At 50.2% G+C, this 18,961-nt stretch carries 16 protein-coding genes; 5 read left to right on the plus strand and 11 right to left on the minus strand.

Features of this window, described 5'->3' with window-relative positions; all coding sequences use genetic code 11:
* Window positions 1–13 precede the first annotated feature (13 nt).
* From AT746_RS14680 to AT746_RS14700, 5 genes are all read right to left on the minus strand, one after another.
* Window positions 14–1,141 (minus strand): beta-ketoacyl-ACP synthase III, encoded by a 1,128-nt coding sequence (locus tag AT746_RS14680; protein ID WP_062481587.1) that lies wholly within the window; start codon window positions 1,139–1,141, stop codon window positions 14–16.
* 110 nt (window positions 1,142–1,251) lie between these two features.
* Entirely contained in the window at window positions 1,252–2,181 is a 930-nt protein-coding gene (locus tag AT746_RS14685) for a hypothetical protein (protein WP_156413711.1), read from the minus strand.
* 14 nt (window positions 2,182–2,195) lie between these two features.
* Complete coding sequence (locus AT746_RS20095) at window positions 2,196–2,846, minus strand: hypothetical protein (RefSeq protein ID WP_062481592.1); 651 nt, start codon at window positions 2,844–2,846, stop codon at window positions 2,196–2,198.
* Window positions 2,839–3,381, minus strand: a complete 543-nt coding sequence (locus AT746_RS14695) for an RNA polymerase sigma factor (protein WP_062481593.1) — start codon at window positions 3,379–3,381, stop codon at window positions 2,839–2,841. The genes AT746_RS20095 and AT746_RS14695 overlap by 8 nt, the downstream gene beginning before the upstream one ends.
* A 431-nt stretch (window positions 3,382–3,812) precedes the next feature.
* The gene (locus AT746_RS14700) at window positions 3,813–4,718 is read right to left on the minus strand and encodes a hydrogen peroxide-inducible genes activator (protein WP_062484268.1); all 906 of its coding nucleotides are present in this window, start codon (window positions 4,716–4,718) and stop codon (window positions 3,813–3,815) included.
* Window positions 4,719–4,919: 201 nt separating this feature from the next.
* Between AT746_RS14700 and AT746_RS14705 the strand changes: the two genes are divergently transcribed.
* From AT746_RS14705 to AT746_RS14720, 4 genes are all read left to right on the plus strand, one after another.
* Window positions 4,920–7,181 (plus strand): TonB-dependent receptor, encoded by a 2,262-nt coding sequence (locus AT746_RS14705; RefSeq protein ID WP_062481596.1) that lies wholly within the window; start codon window positions 4,920–4,922, stop codon window positions 7,179–7,181.
* 5 nt (window positions 7,182–7,186) lie between these two features.
* Complete coding sequence (locus AT746_RS14710; protein ID WP_062481599.1) at window positions 7,187–8,152, plus strand: alpha/beta hydrolase; 966 nt, start codon at window positions 7,187–7,189, stop codon at window positions 8,150–8,152.
* A gap of 59 nt (window positions 8,153–8,211) precedes the next feature.
* Entirely contained in the window at window positions 8,212–9,435 is a 1,224-nt protein-coding gene (locus tag AT746_RS14715) for an esterase/lipase family protein (RefSeq protein WP_062481601.1), read from the plus strand.
* 170 nt (window positions 9,436–9,605) lie between these two features.
* On the plus strand, window positions 9,606–10,643 hold the full coding sequence (locus AT746_RS14720; RefSeq protein WP_197414268.1) for an AraC family transcriptional regulator: 1,038 nt from the start codon (window positions 9,606–9,608) through the stop codon (window positions 10,641–10,643).
* A 47-nt stretch (window positions 10,644–10,690) separates the two neighbouring features.
* Here AT746_RS14720 and AT746_RS14725 read toward each other — a convergent pair whose 3' ends face one another.
* From AT746_RS14725 to AT746_RS14750, 6 genes are all read right to left on the minus strand, one after another.
* Entirely contained in the window at window positions 10,691–11,956 is a 1,266-nt protein-coding gene (locus AT746_RS14725; protein ID WP_062481607.1) for an inorganic phosphate transporter, read from the minus strand.
* 11 nt (window positions 11,957–11,967) lie between these two features.
* Window positions 11,968–12,645 carry a TIGR00153 family protein gene (locus AT746_RS14730; RefSeq protein WP_062481610.1) on the minus strand — a complete coding sequence of 226 codons (678 nt, stop codon included), beginning with the start codon at window positions 12,643–12,645 and terminating at the stop codon, window positions 11,968–11,970.
* 144 nt (window positions 12,646–12,789) lie between these two features.
* Window positions 12,790–13,512, minus strand: coding sequence for a phosphate signaling complex protein PhoU (phoU, locus tag AT746_RS14735; protein ID WP_062481622.1), 723 nt, complete (start codon window positions 13,510–13,512; stop codon window positions 12,790–12,792).
* Window positions 13,513–13,668: 156 nt separating this feature from the next.
* On the minus strand, window positions 13,669–14,481 hold the full coding sequence (gene pstB, locus AT746_RS14740) for a phosphate ABC transporter ATP-binding protein PstB (RefSeq protein ID WP_062481626.1): 813 nt from the start codon (window positions 14,479–14,481) through the stop codon (window positions 13,669–13,671).
* A gap of 39 nt (window positions 14,482–14,520) precedes the next feature.
* Window positions 14,521–16,095 carry a phosphate ABC transporter permease PstA gene (gene pstA, locus AT746_RS14745; protein WP_062481629.1) on the minus strand — a complete coding sequence of 525 codons (1,575 nt, stop codon included), beginning with the start codon at window positions 16,093–16,095 and terminating at the stop codon, window positions 14,521–14,523.
* Window positions 16,088–18,190, minus strand: a complete 2,103-nt coding sequence (locus tag AT746_RS14750; RefSeq protein ID WP_062481631.1) for an ABC transporter permease subunit — start codon at window positions 18,188–18,190, stop codon at window positions 16,088–16,090. The genes pstA and AT746_RS14750 overlap by 8 nt, the downstream gene beginning before the upstream one ends.
* A 168-nt stretch (window positions 18,191–18,358) precedes the next feature.
* Here AT746_RS14750 and AT746_RS14755 point away from each other — a divergent pair, with 168 nt between their 5' ends.
* Window positions 18,359–18,862, plus strand: coding sequence for a glycine cleavage system protein R (locus AT746_RS14755; protein ID WP_062481634.1), 504 nt, complete (start codon window positions 18,359–18,361; stop codon window positions 18,860–18,862).
* Window positions 18,863–18,961: the final 99 nt, after the last annotated feature.

Below are 18,961 nucleotides of genomic sequence, written 5' to 3' on the forward strand. Positions count from 1 at the left end.
AGCGCAGCCCGCTCTATAGCTTTCTGATCACCAGAGAGCCGATAGAATACCCGGCGCCAAATGAGCACAGTACGCCGATATCGCCGGATTGCAGATCCTGATGATGCAGATTAAAGGCAATCATAGAGCCTGCTGAGGCGGTGTTGGCGTACTCATCCAGCACAATAGGCGCTTCATCTGCACTGGCATCACGACCCAACAGCTTTTTCACGATCAGCAGGTTCATATTGATATTGGCCTGATGCAGCCACCAGCGGCGCACATCAGCAACCACATAACCATATTGTTGCAGATGTTCCTGCAAATGAGCAGCGGCCATGGGGCAGACTTCTTTAAATACGCTGCGGCCATTCTGGTGAAACAGCTTATCCGGGGCATAAGGGTCCACGTCCTGCGCCCGGCTCATAAAGCCAAAGTTTGAACGGATATTATTAGAATACTGGGTGACCGCTTTGGTGCCCAGGATCTCAAATTGATGCTCCCCCCTTGCTGTGTCCGCCCCTTCAATCACCATGGCCGTGGCCACGTCACCAAAGATAAAATGGCTGTCTCTGTCGCAGTAATTGACCTGTGGTGACACCAGCTCAGGATTGATCACCAGCACCGCACCTACAGTACCCGCCTTAATCATTTCATAGGCCCGGTGCAGACCAAAGGTAGCGGCTGAGCAGGCCACCAGCATATCGAAGCCGAAACCTTTTATCCCCAGAGCATCCTGAACTTCAATGGCGATAGCGGGATAGGCTCTTTGCGTGTAGGCACAGGATACGATCACCGCGCCAATATCCGCCGGGCTTTTATTGGCGGCTTGAAGCGCCTTTTTAGCCGCGGCCAGCGCGATTTCAGCCTGTTGGGATAATTCGTAATCGCTGCGTTGGGGGAATTTCGGCTTCATGCGGTCAATATCCAGCACCCCTTCTTTGCTGTAAACATACCGGCTTTTGATACCCGAAGCCTTTTCAATAAACCCGGCACTGGATTGGGGTTTGGCAGTCAGCTCACCGCGCTCAATCTGCGCATGATGTTGCTGATTATATTGCTCAGCCCATGCGTTATAACTTTCTACCAGTTCAGCATTGGTGATCTTGTGATCCGGGGTCCACAGACCGCTGCCACTGATAACTACAGATTTTGAAGACATATTGATTCCGGTTAAGAATACTTTTCCCTAGCTTAACCAGTTACATCGATTTTGTCATGAAGGATGCCTCTGCTCCCGAATATAATCGGGAGCAGAGGGGTATGAGTTCTTCAGAACTGATAGGTGTTAACTTTGCCAAGCAAGGATTCTTTATCCAGCTTACCTGTGACACAGGCGCTGATATCCTTCTGGCTGAAAATATAAATCTTATCCTGCCGGTTGCCTCGCTCTTCCTGTTGCGCGAAATCCTTGAGTACCACAGAGACCTTTTCGTTCTGAGGCAAGGACTTCAGTCCACTGCCATATTTGCACAGTGTATCGGCAAGGGTGTCTTCGAAGCGGGCCAGAAAGCTTTTGTATTGCTGTTGTCTGGCCTGACGCTTAAGTGCCAGCTGTTCGCGCTTCTCCTGTTCCATTTTTTGTGCCGAAGCGGTAAGTTCCTGTTTCTTTTGCTCCAGCTCACGCAGTTCCTTTCGCAGCTTTTCGCTCTGCTCCTCTATCTCTTTAAGCCGCTCACCATCGGCGTGGCGCTTTTCAAACTTCAGATCGGTCAGTCTGCGCTCACTTTCACGCATCTCCCAGGCCAGTTCCCGAACCTCTGATTTAAGTCGCTGCGTTTGCTCGGCCACCTGCTGCCACACTTCTGAGGCCTGCTCCATGGCATATTCGATGTTCTCTTCTATGGCCTGCTCATCGAAATCAAAATTCACTTCAAAGTTTCCATGCTCACCATCAGGTGATGGCGGCATCGGCGGACGGGGTGCCAGACCGTCAAATAACTCACCAAAATTAAACCGGAATATCCGGCTGCCACTGCTGGCGACCAGTTCAAACACCACCCCCTGCCCGGCAAGATAAGTGGCGTCCACATCACTCACTTTTAATTGTCCGTCGGCATTGCTCTGCTCCAGGGCGGTTTGCATTATGCTCTGCATAATCTCCAGTTCCTGATGCAGCTCCTGCATGTTTAGCGTATTTGCGGCCACTGGCCCGGACAATAAAGCCGATAAGGTCACTGCCATTGCTGTCTTGTTCATCATATTTACCTCATTCATTATTCATTCACTGAGCCAGGTTCCTGGCCTGGTGGCATAGCGGTTTCATAGACCTGCTGTTGTATTTCATTCAGTTGTCGGGCGATATAGAGCTGATCATCGCTGCGCTGCTCGTTGACATACTTGATCAGTTCGGCAAAATCCTCGCGCCTCTCGGTACGACTGGAACTAAGCAGGTAGTTGGCCAGTTGCATATTGGCCTGCTGCTGACTCTGTTCCAGTTCACTCACATAGTCGGCAAGTTGCTGTTGTTGTTTTTGTTCAAAGTCGGCCAGCCGGCTGGCCACCTGACTGGTTATTTCCTGCTCCCGGCCTTTACCGGCAAAGCTGATCATCATGCCCTGTTCGTGCCACTGAATTTCAACCTGCAATAGCACCATCACAATCGCCAGCATTGACGTGGCGAAAGATAACGGCAGCCAGCCCCGCCAGGGTTGCGAAAGCTGTTGCTGGTGAGCGATGGCCTGAGGTTGCCATGAAGGCACAAATTGCGGGCGGTATTCATCGGCCGCCTGGCGAATATGTCTGGCTGTTGCCACCCGCTCAGCCAGTTCTTTATCCTCTGCCACCAGTTGATCAAACTGCTGTTGCTCGGCAGCATTCAGTTGTCTTTCCAGCCATAGTGCAAATAGTGCATCTTTGTCAGACATCGGATACCTCCATTAAAACTCTCATTTTCCCCAGCGCGCTGTACAAACGGGATTTAATCGTATTGGTCGATACTTCCAGCTGCTGCGCAATTTCTTCAAAGGTAAACTGACCAAAAAATTTCAGTTCTATTACCGCCTTTTGCTCCAGTGGCAGCTTTTGCATGGCCGTTACTAACTCACGACTACGGGCGGTTTCAAACGTCCATTGGCTGGCACATGCATCATGATCGACCAACTCCTCACCCTCATCGAGGTTCTGGTGATACCGTTTGCGCCGGTAAAACTCCACACAGCGGAAGTGAGCAATACGAAACAACCAGCTTTTGAAACTGCCCTCCGCCCGGTAACTTGCCAGGTTTCTGAACACAGATATAAATACCTCCTGCATCAGATCCATAGCGTCATCGGCATTGCCGGTCATACGCAGACCATAGTTATAGATTGCCTGTTCATAGCGCCTGATTAGCTTAAGCCAGGCTTTATTATTGCCAGCCAGCGCCTTGTGAATCAGGCTGGCATCACTTTGTGAAAACACCTATGGCCGTTCCTTTTTATTTTTTATGATGATCAGATTATTGGCTTAGTTATAGAGTCGTTAACTGCTGAAGAAAAGTTTGCCGGTTTTGAAAAAACTTTTTATTAAAAAATTAACCACTAAAGGCACTGGATTCCCGCCAACTGCCGCGGGAAAGACCGCTCGTCATGCCCGAATGTTGTTATCGGGCATCCAGCGACCTTCAAGAAAATAAATTCACCGCTGAGACGCAGAGTTCGCAGAGAAAACGGAGAGGAAATATCTGTTAAATCTCCGCGCTCTCAGCGCCTCAGCGAGCTCTTCCTGCTTTTATTTGTTTTATCTCGCAGAGCCGCAAAGGTCGCGGAGTCAATAGCCGGAAAACCTCTATGCTCTCTGTGTCTCTGTGTCTCTGTGGTGAAAATCCGCTTTTTCGTGGTTAAGAAACCCGCTCAGAGGGTAGGAATAGGCATTAGTGGTTGTAATAACTCGGCAATACGCCGGAACAGCTTAACCCTGGTGGTACCGCTGCGCCAGACCAGGCCAATCTCACGATAGGCCTTATCTTCTGCCGGGAAGGAGACCAGCTGGCTGTGAGAAAGAATATCGCTTTTCAGCGCCAGTTCAGGCAAAAAAGTCAGCCCCAGTTTACTGTTAGCCAGTTGCACCAGCGTAAACAAACTACTGGCTGCCAACGCGCTGACCTGCTCTTTATGTTTAAGTCCGCAGGCACTTACGGCATGACCGGTCATGCAATGTTCCTGCTGCAGCAAAAATACGCTGTTCTTCGGCAGTGCAGAATAATCCAGCGGCGAGGGTAATTGTTTCATCATTTCAGGATGAGCCACCAGATGAAATGGATCGTGGCCAATCACCATCTGCTTGCAACCTGGTGTCTCCATGGGCAGTGCCAGTATCAGCAGATCCAGTTCTCCACTGGTCAGTTCCTTAAGCAAATTTGAGGTAGTATTTTCCTGCAGTTGCAGGTTCAGCTGTGGCAATGCCTGGCCGACTTTATCAATCAGTCCTTCAAGCAGAAAAGGCGCAATAGTAGGAATAATACCCAGTTTCAGTTTACCGGCCTGCCAGTTTCCGGCGCTTTGTGCATACTCCACCAGTTCGTTGGCACCGTTCAGCAAAATTTTGCTACGCTCCACCATCTCAAGCCCTAAAGCGGTGAAAATAAAGGTCTTGTGATCCCGCTCCAGCAACTGACAACCCAGTTGCTCCTCAAGATTCTGAATCGCCGTACTCAAGGTAGACTGACTGACAAAACAGCGCTGTGCCGCCCGATTAAAATGCTGCTCCTCATAAAGGGTGACCAGATAATGCAGGTGCTTAAGATTGGGCCATTTCACTAACACTGAACCTCTTTTTTTACGATTAAGAAACTATTATTAATCAATTTGAACAATATGACTAGATTTATTCCGGCTCTCACCATCGCCCTATGAGCGATTTTACCCACCTATTTTGACTGGTTTTGTCCTTGTTGAGGGTTCAGCAACACGTATGATTCCTAACATCAGAATAACAAACCATTTACATGGAGACACCTTATGTGCGCATTATCCATGCCTCAGCAGACTAAACGACCTGTTAGCTTCAGGTTAACCGCTCTTGCTATAACCCTTGGCAGTCTCAGTTGCCATCCGGCAATAGCACAACAGCAACAAGACCGGGAGCTGCAGCGCAGTATCGAAGTCATTAATGTCACCGCCACCCGTCAGACCGAGAATCTTCAGGATGTGCCCATTGCCATCACTGCCCTTTCCGCCAGCGAGCTGGAAAAGATGCAGATTATGGATCTCGGTGATCTGGAGTCCCATATTCCTAATCTTAATTTACACGTTGGCGATGCCTCCAATGCGGTTATCTATATTCGTGGGGTCGGTCAGATAGATTCCATCTCTTTTAATGATCCCGGTGTTGGCGTTTATCTTGATGATGTCTATATGGGCCGTGTGCAGGGCTCCTTTCTGGATGTCGTAGATCCTCAGCAAATAGAGGTTCTGCGTGGGCCCCAGGGCACATTGTATGGCCGGAATACCATAGGCGGTGCAGTAAAATTCACCAGCGCCAGACCTGGCCAGGAGACCGAGGGTTATGTGGGTCTGAATCTCGGCAACTATAACCAGCGTGGGCTCAAGGCCAGCTTAAGCGGCCCCCTGATTGAAGACAGACTGGCCGGGCGGTTTGCTATCGCCAAAACTGATCGCGATGGCTATGCCGACAATCTGTTTGACGAAAAAGAAGATTACGATAAGGACAGCCTTGCATGGCGTGGCAGCCTTTTGTACACCCCTAGCGAACAGTTTAATGCCTATCTGGTTATAGATGGCTCGGATAACAGCCCTGATCGCTCGCGAACACCGCATCGGGAGACGCCCATCTATTCTGTTGTCAGCGGTGATTACCGCAAGCCCGGCAGCGATCCTTTCACAGTTAATGCCAATTATAACGATCTGGAGCAACTTGAAACCCGTGGCGCAGCCCTGACTCTGGAGTATCAGCTCGGAAACATTACCCTGAAATCCATCAGCGCTTATCGGGAAATGGAATACCGCACCCATCTGGATCTGGATGGCACCCCGGACAGTTCATTCGGTATTTACAATTTTGAAGATCAACATCAGGTCAGTCAGGAGCTTCAGTTGTTATATCGCACCGACAACCTTTCTCTGGTCTCCGGGCTCTATTATTTCAACGAAGATGATCTGACCTTTGGTGGTGCTGTTGCGCCGGACTTTTTTGTGCCATTGGGTGATGATGTTTTTCTGCCCTTCCCCGTTATCAACGCCGGCGAACGGGATCAGCAAAATACCAGCCGGGCAATCTATGCCAATCTGAACATGGATCTGACCGATGACCTGGGACTGACCCTTGGCGCCCGCTATACCAAAGAGAAAAAACAGGTTGTCAGCGCCGGAGAAGAGTTTGCCGGTACAGGTATAGACAGCGCAGAGCAAATGGAGGCTGCCTTTGGCACCGGAGTCGGTTACGGTCAGACCGGTTTTAGTGCAGAACAACAATGGAGCAATTTCTCTCCCAAACTGGTTCTCGATTACAAGGCTTCAGCGGATACACTGATCTATGCCAGCGCCAGCAAAGGCTTTAAAAGTGGTGGTTTTAATGGGCGGCTGACGTCGTTTGCCCAACCATTCGATCCGGAAACCCTCTGGAGCTATGAAATAGGCTCAAAATCCTTGCTCAATCAGCAGAATGTTCGCCTGAACCTGGCCGCTTTTTACAATGATTACAAAAACTTCCAGTTAAGCCGATTCTCCATCGATGCAGACACCGGCGCCTTTTTATCACTGTTTGAAAATGCCGGTAAAGCCACGATTTACGGCGGTGAAATGGAACTCAGTGCTGTTATCAGTGATGCACTGACGCTGAACCTGAATGCCGGCTATCTGGGCGGAGGCTATGACGAGCTCATCGGTGATTTTGAACAGGAAGTCAGTGATCAGCGCGAGCTGGTCAATGCTCCTAAGTGGAATGGTCGTGCGGCTCTCGAATATTGGTTCAACAGCGTCACCAGCGGCAGCCTGTCATTAAACGCCTCCGTCAGCTATCGCTCCAAAACTTACCTGACAGTCAGCAGTAGTGAAATCCTTGCTCAGGGTGGTTACTCGCTGATGGATTTATCACTGAACTACCTGTCAGATCAGGACTGGCAGGCCAGCCTGTATATCAATAATCTTACCGACAAACGTTACCGTCATCATGCTTTTGATCTCAGCGCCTCGCCGGGCGTGCAACTGGGTTATTACGGGGCTCCCCGTACCTTTGGCGTCAATTTCACCTACAGGTTCTGAAGCACATGATTGATAAAGATACCCAGGCTCTATTGGCACAGTTCAACCAACAAACACCGGATATTCAGCAGCCTGAAACCGACCCTGAGAGTGCAATCCAGAGCGCGCGGGACGGTGCCAGGGCGATGTTTCTCAACCTCGCAGGGGATATTGATAGCCAGTGCCAGGTAAGAGAGCTGAAAATTAACGGCCCGACTCAAAGCATCACCGCCCGGCTCTATCGTCCGGAGTTGATAACGCAACAAAATATGCCGCTGGTGATGTTCCTGCATGGCGGAGGCTGGTCTTTAGGAGATCTGGACTGCTACGACAGCCTGATCAGAGAGCTATGCAGTCTCAGTGGCTGCCTCTTTATCAGTGTCGGATACCGCCTGGCACCGGAACACAAATATCCAAAAGGACTCAACGATGCCACAGATGCCATGGAATGGATATTTGCCAATGCACAGCAGTTAGGAGCCGATAGCAGACGTATCGCCATTATGGGAGACAGTGCTGGCGCTAACCTGGCCATTGCGGTCAGTCATCGGCTGCACAGCAAAACCTCAATACGGTTGGCGGCCATGTACCTGATTTATCCGGTAATGGACGTACACAACCCACATCATATGTACCCGTCCAGAATCACCTATGGTAATGGCGATTATCTGCTATCCAGAGACGCTATAGATGGCACCCGCGACTGGTATCTGGATAACAACAGCCGTAGTGATAATCCGGAAGTTTCGCCGGTTTTTCTGCAAAAACTCGGCCACCTGCCCGCTACATCAGTTATAACGGCGGGTCTCGATCCCCTTATGGATGAAGGCAGGGAGTTTGCAAACAGGCTCCGGGAGGATGGCGTGCTCAGTCGTTATCACTGTGTACAAGGAACGATTCACGCGTTTTTGTCTTTTGGTGTATTACCCGTCGCCAGACAGACACGAGCCCTGCTCGCCAAACAATTACAAGAGGATCTGGTTAACAGCTAAGACTTTGTGACCGGGTCACGACATTCAGCCAGAGGACGGCTTTCAATCAGGAGAAAGAAATGAGACAGATCCATACAACAAGTTTAGTAATTTGTTTATTTTCAATATTTTACCTTTCGTCTGTATCCGCCCTCACCCTGGAATCCAGTTTTACCAGTGGTGTAAATAACGGCTGGACACTCGTTGAAAGATGGAAAGATACCAGTGGCAATCTGACAGCGGAGAACTATCCCGGTGATGGTCGTGGTGACCAGACCGGACAGCGGGCCACGTTTTTTGGCACCTCTCAGCCAGGCTCAGACAAGTTCCTTCTTTATCATGCTCCAGGTTGGAATACTAACGGCAAAACAACCCCCGTATTATTAATCCATGGCGCCAACCAGGACGCAGATATTGCCTGGGCCAACCCCAATGATGCAGGTTCATATGGCTGTGGAAAATACAGTTGTCCTGGCACTGGCTTAATGCAGGAACTGGTCGCCGACGACTTTAAAGTATTTGCCTTATCTTTGGCTCATAAAAATGGTGATGGTTATTTCTGGAGCGAACAAATAGCCAATGCGATCAATATCATTAAGAACAAAACCGGCGCATCAAAAGTCGATCTGGTGACCTGGTCGAAAAGTGCGTTTAATGCCCGCATGTATATCTCCTCTGTAGCTGAAGCCTGGGGAACATCTTATCAGGATGATGTACGCAGATTAATTATGCTTGGCGCACCAAATAATGGGATAGACTGGTCTTTTCGTCATGGCTGGACTCATACTTTCGCCGTTTATCCGGGATGCGGAGGTGTCATCAACGGCCCAACTGCTCATGATGCGATTCTCTGTTATGGGATTTGGCAAAGTGGAACTCAATGGAGCTATGCCTCCAGTTACTTTCCCGGATCTGTGCAAATGTTGAAGAGATGGGATCATGTTTACGGGTTGCCCGTAGCAGAACAGGATTGGTACACAACCTACCATGGCGGTTGGGGGTATTATACCCACGGACAAGGCATTGATGCTTTTACGCCTTACTCACTGGTAGACACTGTCAGAGCTGCGGGCACCGATCCGGATGTACGGGTACATAATTTGTGTGGTAGCAAAGCAGATATCGCGCTGATCCATAATGAGCACACAGGCCCCTCTGATGGCGTGGTTTTTGTAAATAGCTGTGTCGATGCCACTGGTATCAGTAATCATGGTGGTTCTGCGACTATCTCAGTAAACCACCTGGGGTTAGGTTGGTCATCTGCCGCAACCGCGCAAATCAAAAACTGGCTAAATGCCATCTGATTTTCAGCATTCACGGCCCTGAAACACACAGGGCCTCCAGAGCGCCATATAGTTAAAAAAACAACATGGCGTTGTTCGCACTGTACTTTGGTCAGATTGACCCGCCTGGCGCTTTGTGCTCTATTCTTGATCAACCAATTATCAAGACTATGACAGGAGTGCATCGGTCTGTGACGAGCAAAACCTGCATCCCGCCCGGGAATATTGAGCTGATGCAAACCATGATGGCGTCAGTGGATGTTTCCTTGGCAAGCCTGATGCGACAGTTGCATATTCAAACAGATGAACCCGGGCTGGAAATCATAGACTTTCTGAGACTTCAGGAAGCCTTTGCGCTGGAAGTTGGCGACGAGTCCTGGCATATGTCCAAGCGCCCCCTGTTACCCGGTACTAATGACTATGTGCTGGCAAGTCTGGGGCATTGCATGAATCTGAATGACGCACTGAAACAATTAGCTGTATCTTACAACGTGATCCACGGTGGCAATTATAATCAGGCAGAGTTATCAGAAAGGCATCTGGATTATATTATCGATGACAGAGAATTTCCTTATCTGTCTGATGCCAGGTCTGAGTATATCCAGTTTAATCTGGAGTCGGTACTGCTGTATGTGCACGGCATCATCTGCGCCTTATTACCCGACAAATCCCATATTCCTCTGCTGAAGATCTATAGCCGGGCTCCTGCGGCTAAACATACATTATTGCAATCTGTCCTACATGCTACCCCGGTTAAATCTGAGGCCTCTTGTTATACCCTGCGCTATGCAAATTCTGTTGCCTCAGAGCCTCTTGACTGGCAGAAAATCGGTACCCTGACTTCAGCCAAAGTTTATGGTGAGTTGCAACGAAGGATAACGGTACCTTCGGGAAACCAACAACATCAGGATTTTCTCGAAAAGGTCAGACAGGCAATTCGTTCGGATTACCGCAGTCAGGATGCGGTGGCTGATTACTTAGGCTGCAGTGGCGCAACACTAAGGCGCAAGCTGGCGGAATATCAAACCAGCTTTCGTGCGGTAAAGGAGCAGGTCCTGGATCATCGGGCCAAATCTCTGCTGTCAGCGCAGCTGACTATTGAGGATGTAGCACTGGCGTTGGGTTTTTCCGATGTGCGGAGTTTTAACCGGGCCTTTAAAAGCTGGAACGGGCTGACACCAAAAGAATACAGCCTGGCTAAAAGGAAAAATGCCAGTCAGCTAAGCTGACTGGCATCATATACAACGAGTTTTTCCGGGAGCAGATCAACTGCCTGTCAGGCAAAAATGCCTTTGAGCATAAAGAAGAACATAATGGACAGTGCTGCACCTACCGGCAGAGTAACAACCCAGGAAATCACGATATTGCGCACCACGGCCAGGTTCAATGCAGCAATACCACGGGCCATACCCACACCGAGAACAGCCCCTACCAGCGTCTGGGTGGTAGAGATGGGCAACCCGGTACCTGAGGCGATAATCACGGTAGTCGCGGCGGCCAGTTCGGCAGCAAAACCGCGACTGGGGGTCAGATGGGTAATACCCTTACCTATGGTCGCCATAACCCTTGAACCAAACAACGCCAGCCCCATCACGATGCCTACCGCACCCAGTGGCAGAATCCACCAGGCCAATGCCGCTTTACTGGCAATCTGGCCATCATTCTGAACCACACTTACCACTGCTGCCAAAGGACCGATAGCGTTGGCGACGTCATTCGAACCATGAGCAAAAGCCATACAACAGGCCGTCACCACCATCAGAATAGCGAAGACCTTCTCAACACTGGCAAACTGCATGCGACGATTGGCGGCAGCATCCATTTTGATGCGACTAATAACCACCTTACCAAGCAAGCCAACTACCACCGCCAGACCAATTGCCAGGGCAAAGCCCTCCGCCGTGCCCATGCCCAGACCGACATGCTTAAGCCCCTTTTTGATCGTCACCAACGCCATCACAAAACCCGCCAATGCCATATAAAAAGGCACATAACGCTTAGCGCTGGCAAAAGGATTATCGGTGTCGAATATCAGGCGCTGAGCACTCATAAAAATGAGAAAGGCAATAATACCGGAGATGGCCGGAGTGATAACCCAGCTACCAACAACCCCAGCAACTTTACCCCATTCGACCGCGTCAGCACTGACACCCACCGCAGCAAAACCAACGATAGCGCCGATGATGGAGTGTGTAGTGGAAACCGGCCAGCCGAGCCAGGACGCTATCACCAGCCAGATACCGGCGGCAAACAATGAGGCAATCATGCCGTAAACCAGTAATTCCGGACTATCCACAAAATAGGCACTGTCGATAATGCCTTTACGAATGGTAGAGGTAACCTCACCACCAGCCAGATAAGCCCCGGCAAACTCAAATACCATGGCAATCAGAATTGCCTGTTTAATGGTCAGCGCCTTGGAGCCTACAGAGGTGCCCATAGCGTTAGCCACGTCATTGGCACCGATGCCCCAGGCCATTAAAAAACCCACTACCGCAGCAGTGATGATCAGCATAAAACCGTATGTTGCAAGTATATCCATCGATAAGGCCTTTACTTAGCTAGCATGAGTTCCAGGCGTGAACCAACACGCTCAGCGATATCGGCCAGGTCGCCGATCCATTCGATGATTTTATATAAAAACATCACGTCAACAGGGTTGAGCTGGTCTTCCAGCTTCCATAACGAGCGGCGGATACTGATCTGAATTTTATCCGTATCATCTTCGATCTGATCCAGTTCGTTGATCATCTCTTCCACCACTTTCACTTCGCGACCACGGAAACCGGTTTCCAGTAATTCATCCAGTTCATTAGTCACTTTCTTGGCTTGTTTTGTTGCATCCAGGCAGCGCTGAAGGTATTTAACAAAATCCTCCTGCATCGGCTCAGGGATCTGCAATTCACGCCCCAGTACCAGCCCGGAAATGTCCCGGGCCCGGTTGGCGATTTTATCCTGGGTGGTGAGCAAATCGAGCAAATCCTGGCGCTGAATCGGCATAAAGATACCGGCCGGAAGGTTGACCCTAAGTTCATGTTTCAGCGCATCGGCTTTTCTCTCCAGATGAGAGATATCGTGCTGACACTTCTCCGCCTGTTTCCAGTCTTTTTTGAAAACAGCGTCAAAAAAGGGTTTCAACCCCTGACTGCACTCATGAACGGTATTGATATGTTCTTCGAGAGGCTTTAGCGGTGATTTGGCAAAAACCTCAAGGAATCCACTTGTAGACATAAATGACACAACGTTAACCCTTATATGTGCGGCGCATGATACACCAGAATATATGACAGAAATATTTCAGTTTTATGACAGTGTTGCACGCGAGTAACTCAAATACTGAATTGCAGCAGAGCCTCTTGCATTCAGGCAAATTAATCAACTCTGGCGAAGCTCCGCCAGCCTTCTCTGCATATCTTCACGAGAAATATGTCTGACATCCTTACCTTTAACCAGATAAATAATATACTCACAAACATTCTTACATCTGTCTCCCACCCGCTCAAGTGCCCGCATCGCCCACAACACTTCCAGCCATTGTGGCAATGACTCCGTATCCTGCTGCATTTCGCTAACAGCCAGGGTCAGTAATTGCTTGTATTGCTCGTCAATCTCCTGATCGCCCATATGGATCTCCAGGGCCGCCTCAGCATCGAGCCTGGCAAAAGCATTGAGGGTTCTCCTGAGCATCTCCATAACATGGTTGCCGGTGGCAATCATGCCATTTTTAATATCCTCAGAAACAGGCAGGCTGCCCTTAATAAGCAGGTTGGCAATACGCTCAATATCATCCCCCATTCGCTCAAGGTCGGCAGTGGTTTTGTTAATGGCCAGCACCAGACGCAGGTCACTGGCGGCAGGATGACGCTTGGCAATAATCCGCGTGCACTCTTCATCGATCTGCACTTCCATGGCATTCACCGTAAAGTCATTGACGATGACTTTCTCTGCCAGCGCCATATGGTTGTCCCGCAGTGCGGCAATGGCGTCACAAAGCTGCTGCTCAACCATACCGCCCATGGTCAGCACGGAATTGCGCAGGTTCTCCAGCTCCAGATTGAAGCGGCCGGAGATATGAGTATTAAGTTTAATTTCTTGCATAAGCCATTATTACTTACCAGCGAAAATGCATCGCGAATTTAACATATCGCTATAAATAAGGCCCGAAAAAGAGTGAGGGGTTAGGCAGGACGGAATTCTTTCCGACAACGATGTCAGACCGGTACTGTCGGGTTGAAACCCGACCTAGACCCTCATCTACCCATATCTGCCGGTAATATATTCTTCGGTTTGCTGTTGTTTGGGCCGGGTAAATAGCTGATTGGTATCGGAATATTCTATCAGGTGGCCCTGATGCAAAAAGGCGGTAAAGTCCGACACCCGCGCAGCCTGCTGCATATTATGGGTCACCACCAATACCGTGTATTTTTCCTTGAGCTGATAAATTAACTCTTCAATGGTCAGGGTGGAGATAGGATCCAGTGCCGAGGTGGGTTCATCCAGAAGCAGGATCTCAGGCTGCAGGATAATCGCCCGGGCAATCACCAGTCGCTGTTGCTGACCACCTGAGAGAGTCAGGGCCGAATCAAATAACCTGTCTCTGACTTCCTTCCACAAGGCCACGTCGATTAGTGCCTGCTCTACCGCATTGTCCAGCGTGCGCCGGTCACGAATTCCCTGGATCTTCAGGCCGTAGACCAGATTGTCATAAATAGACATAGGAAAAGGATTAGGCCGCTGAAACACCATACCCACCTGAGTGCGTAACAATGCTACATCCTGTTTCCGGTGGTAGATATTCTGGCCATTGATCAGCACCTCACCTTCTACATGGCAGTCGGGGGTCAAATCATTGAGGCGGTTAAAACAGCTCAGCAGGGTAGACTTACCACAACCGCTCGGACCGATAAGTGAGGTAATCTGGCATTTCGGAATGCGCATATTGATATTGTGCAGGGCCCGGGTCTGACCAAACTTTAACGTCAGTCCCACCACATCGATAGCCACCTGGTCTGCCGGCAGGTTATCCAGACTGACTTGTGGTTTTACTAAATCAAAATAATCAAACATTTATCACTCTTTATTCAGCCACAGCACAATTCCGCATAACTACCTGGACATCGCCAGATACTGACGACGTAACCGGGCGCGGACCATCACCGCAATGGTATTCAGGGTGAGTACCACCAGCAATAATAACAGGCATGAGGCAAACATCATCGACGAACCATGGCCGATATTATTGCTGTGAAAGGCACCGTCATAAATCAGCACGCCGAGGTGCATAAACTGGCGCTCCAGATGCAGATAAGGAAATTCGCCATCCACCGGCAGACTGGGGGCAAATTTAACCGCCCCCACCAATAACAAAGGCGCAACTTCTCCGGCACCGCGGGCAATCGCCAGAATAACCCCGGTCATTATGCCGGGGCTGGCCATGGGGATCACCGTGCGCCAGATGGTTTCAAATTTTGTGGCGCCCAGAGCGAAACTCCCCTGTCTGAGGCTATTGGGCACCCTGCGTAACCCCTCCTCAGTGGCCACAATCACCACCGGCAGAGTCAGCATGGCCATGGTCAGAGCCGCCCAGAAAATCCCCGGTGCCCCAAAGGTCGGTGCGGGTAGCTGTTCGGAAAAGAACAACTTGTCGATATTGCCGCCCACCTGATAGACAAAAAAGCCCAGTCCGAATACCCCATAAACAATAGAAGGCACACCGGCGAGATTGTTAACACCAATGCGAATAAAAGAAGTGAGCATGTTAGCCGGCGCATACTCATTCAGGTAGATTGCCGCCAACACACCTAAGGGTGTGACGATGACGGTCATCATCAACACCATAACCACAGTGCCGAACAATGCGGGAAATACGCCTCCCACATTGTTGGCGCGCTTTGGCTTCTCGCTGACAAACTGCCACATGGCATCCAGCGCTGCAGAGACCTTCTGCAGAGCAGATAACTGATTTAACAGCCGGTATTCCTCAATATCTGCAAGGGCAAGGGAATATTCCGAATTATCCGCAAAACTGACCCGAACCCGATAACGGTCGGTCTCCTGCTGTAAGGTGGTGATTTGTTGATTGATATCCTCATAGGCCTGAAGCAGCCGCAATCGTGCCGGTGCATCATCTTCTACACCTCGCCTGTCAAGCTCTGCCAGTTGCTGATGCACAGGTGCCAGTGCATTGACGGTCAGTTCACGAATCTGCTGCTGTTGGGCCCTGACCTGTTGCCATCTTGCCTCTGTCTGCTCAAAATCAATCAGCTGCTGGTCGTAAACCACCGCCTGCAACCTGGCAAACAACCGGTTACCGTTAGTAAGCTGAATGTCCATCAGGGATTCAGGCGTGCTCAGCTCAACAATATGCTGTTGCGGGAGCAAATATTGCTGATCACTGAACTGATCCAGCCTGGCCTCATTAAACAGCCAGCGCATCTCGCTGCCGGTAGTAACAAAGTCATCGGCCAGCAGGGTGGCATAAATAGTCCTTAGTTGTATTGAGTCTTGTTGCGCCTTGAAGGTCACCTGATACAACTGAGGAGGCCAGAAGTGCTGAGCGCCTTTAAACAGCATCAGACCTATCATTCCGCCAAGTAACAGCAGGATAACAGCGACCAGAGCGGCACTGGAAACTACCGGCAACCCTTCTTTCTGGGCCCTGAACCACTTCCAATCAGACATTCTGATAATGCCTCCTCAGGCGACCCCTGATCAGTTCCGCGAAGGTATTGATAACGAAAGTAAAGGCAAAGAGTAACAAAGCCGTAAAGAACAGAATCCGGTAATGAATGCTGCCAACCTCAGCTTCAGGCAACTCGATGGCGATATTGGCCGTCAGAGCTCGTAGTCCGGAGAAGGGATCCCAGTCTGACACCGGTGTATTCCCTGTCACCATTAATACGATCATGGTTTCACCGAAGGCCCGCGACAATCCCAGCATTACCGAGGAAAAGATCCCAGGATAGGCCGCCACCAGCACCACATATCGCAGGGTTTGCGACCTTGTTGCCCCCAGCGCAAAGGAGGCCTGACGCAAATGAGCCGGTACCTCATAAATAGCATCCTCGGCAAGAGAATAAATACTCGGCACAATCGCAATACCCAGCGCCAGCGCAACAACCAGCGCATTCTTACTGCTGTAGGTTTCGCTGTCAGTGAACCAGCCTTGCGGCCATAACCAGTCCTGTACACCCTCGCCGATTAAAAAAGCCAACCAGGCCACCAGCAATACCAGCGGCACCGCCATCAACAACTCCCAGCCCGACTGCCACTTCAGGCTCAGCCATCTGGAGATGGGTTTTTGCAGAAATGCACTGATAATCAGCCCCAGCGGCAACCCCCACAGAAACAACACAATAGCCAGCAGATGATCTTCGACAACAGGGATCAACCAGATTGCCGCGATAAAACCAATCACCACTGAGGGCACCGCCTCAAGCATCTCAATACCGGGTTTCAGCCAGTTGCGCAGGCTGTCAGGCACAAAATAAGCGGTATAAATGGCCGCGCCCAGCGCCAGCGGTATCGCCACCATCAACGCAAACAGGGCAGCCTTAAGGCTGCCAATCACCAGTGGTACCAGGCTGTATTTGGCCTGAGCGTTGTCGGCGGAGGTGGTAGACTGCCAGATAGTGTCCGGCTCTTCATAACCGTGATACCAGACTTCTGACCATAAGGACTCAAAGCTGACAATGGAACTGGCGTTATCGATTTGCCATTGTTCAATGCTTTGTTGATGTTGCATAAACAGTTTATTCCCGGCCAGCAAGAAGCTGCGCCCGGGCTGGCTCAGCGATTGCCGCTGAAGTATTTCTCCTGTACTGCCTAAAAACAGCAACAATTCCTGATTGCGGGTCAGGATCACACCAAGATCCTTACCGCTGACCATCTGCATCTGTTGTAAAGAAACAGGTTCAGGCAAGGTATAAATCTGCTGATAGATAAACTGCCCTTGCTGATTAAAACTCGACCATTTCTGCACTTCACCACCCTCAAGACCAATCAGCACTGCCTTGTGATCGGGAAACGCGGAAACCTTTTCCACAGGTCTGTCGGTGTAAATACGCTGATGGGAATCGGTACTGGCAAAAACCACCTCACCTTCTTTGTACCACAAGGCAGTTCTGACCGAAGGTAACAGCAGTAACTGACCGCTGCCGTCAAGCTCCTGGGTGAAATTCTGTAGCGGTCTGTCCCTGGACACCCAATGCACATGCCACTGCTTGTCGGATTGTATGGCCACCGCCAACCAGCGTTCAGACAACGCCACCTGCCACTGCTGAATTATTTGTGGTACCGCGGGTTTCACCAGAAAAGACAGTTCCTGCATCCTCTCTATACGCTGTGCCACCCGGATCAGGCGCTCCATTCTTACCACGCCATCAGCACCGAGCTGGAATAAATAACGCTCACCGCCATGGTGCAGAGCCCTGGTATTAAGCTGGCATAGTTGAGGCATGGATCTGAGCAACTCCAGCGATGAGTCACTCTCGCCGGACTGGTAAAGATTAAGCTGGCAATCCTCTGTCATGCTCAGTATTGCGCGGCCGGCACTGAGATCCTCAAGCAGCAGAACCCGCTCTTTTTCCGGCGTGGCCCAGCTGTTCACTGGCTTTAAGGAAGGCGAAAGCAGCAGAGGCGAAGTCACATACAGCAAATGCCAAATCAACACAGCCAGCGTCACCAGTACCGTCAGGCCACCAATGGTGATAATACGGCCAGCAAACCGGTCGCGCCGGGCCCGGCCTTTGTGTGATGGATGTTGGCTTAGCTGCACGGCATATCCACTGAAAAATCACTCGCCTGGAAAACCCGCTTATTGTAATGATCCTGGTGATGAAATACTAACGCTTTGAAATAATCAGGTTTTTGTTCGCTCGCGCCAACAAGGTGGATTATAGTTCCGGTAACGAGATATAAAATATTGCCAAAAGAGGTGGAGTCTATGAAATCTATTGTTGTCACCCTGCTCGGTAAAGATAAACCCGGAATTGTGGAGACCATCGCCAAACAGGTCAGGCAGTCAGACGGTAACTGGCTGGCGAGTAATTTCGCTCACATGGCCGGGCATTTTACCGGTTTTGTGGAAATTCAGTTGCCAGAACAGAATATCGCCCCGCTGTTGGATAAACTCGACAGCATGCCAGAGCTCAATATTCGCCTGGTAGAGGGGGAATCACAACCGGCGCAGGCAATCAGAGCCAGTCTCGAGATTATGGGCAATGACAAACCCGGTATCGTGCAGGAGATCACTTCTGTGCTACATCAGTTTAATATCAATATCATCAGATTCAGTTCAAGTTGTGAGGCAGCACCGAACTGGGGGGGCCTGTTATTTAAGGCCAATATCGACATCGACTATCCTGAAGGCTTCGATATCGCCCCTTTGAGTCTGGCTCTGGAGCAGATCGCCAATGATCTGGTGGTGGATATTGACTGGCAGGATTGAGTGCCTGTTGTAGGCAGATTCTGTTGTCAAACTTTGTCAGAAACACATCATTGGCAGTTGCTGTCATAAAAGCTTCATTATCCAGGTGAATAGTTATTG

The organism is Lacimicrobium alkaliphilum (genome assembly GCF_001466725.1).
In the GTDB taxonomy this organism is placed as follows: Bacteria; Pseudomonadota; Gammaproteobacteria; order Enterobacterales; family Alteromonadaceae; genus Lacimicrobium; species Lacimicrobium alkaliphilum_B.

Coding starts and splice junctions, on each gene's coding strand:
- AT746_RS14685 (WP_156413711.1), bottom strand. CDS start 2,181: ATGATGAACAAGACAGCAATGGCAGTGACCTTATCGGCTTTATTGTCC.
- AT746_RS14730 (WP_062481610.1), bottom strand. CDS start 12,645: ATGTCTACAAGTGGATTCCTTGAGGTTTTTGCCAAATCACCGCTAAAG.
- pstA (WP_062481629.1), bottom strand. CDS start 16,095: ATGTCTGATTGGAAGTGGTTCAGGGCCCAGAAAGAAGGGTTGCCGGTA.
- AT746_RS20095 (WP_062481592.1), bottom strand. CDS start 2,846: ATGTCTGACAAAGATGCACTATTTGCACTATGGCTGGAAAGACAACTG.
- AT746_RS14680 (WP_062481587.1), bottom strand. CDS start 1,141: ATGTCTTCAAAATCTGTAGTTATCAGTGGCAGCGGTCTGTGGACCCCG.
- AT746_RS14755 (WP_062481634.1), top strand. CDS start 18,359: ATGAAATCTATTGTTGTCACCCTGCTCGGTAAAGATAAACCCGGAATT.
- AT746_RS14705 (WP_062481596.1), top strand. CDS start 4,920: ATGTGCGCATTATCCATGCCTCAGCAGACTAAACGACCTGTTAGCTTC.
- pstB (WP_062481626.1), bottom strand. CDS start 14,481: ATGTTTGATTATTTTGATTTAGTAAAACCACAAGTCAGTCTGGATAAC.
- AT746_RS14715 (WP_062481601.1), top strand. CDS start 8,212: ATGAGACAGATCCATACAACAAGTTTAGTAATTTGTTTATTTTCAATA.
- phoU (WP_062481622.1), bottom strand. CDS start 13,512: ATGCAAGAAATTAAACTTAATACTCATATCTCCGGCCGCTTCAATCTG.
- AT746_RS14725 (WP_062481607.1), bottom strand. CDS start 11,956: ATGGATATACTTGCAACATACGGTTTTATGCTGATCATCACTGCTGCG.
- AT746_RS14710 (WP_062481599.1), top strand. CDS start 7,187: ATGATTGATAAAGATACCCAGGCTCTATTGGCACAGTTCAACCAACAA.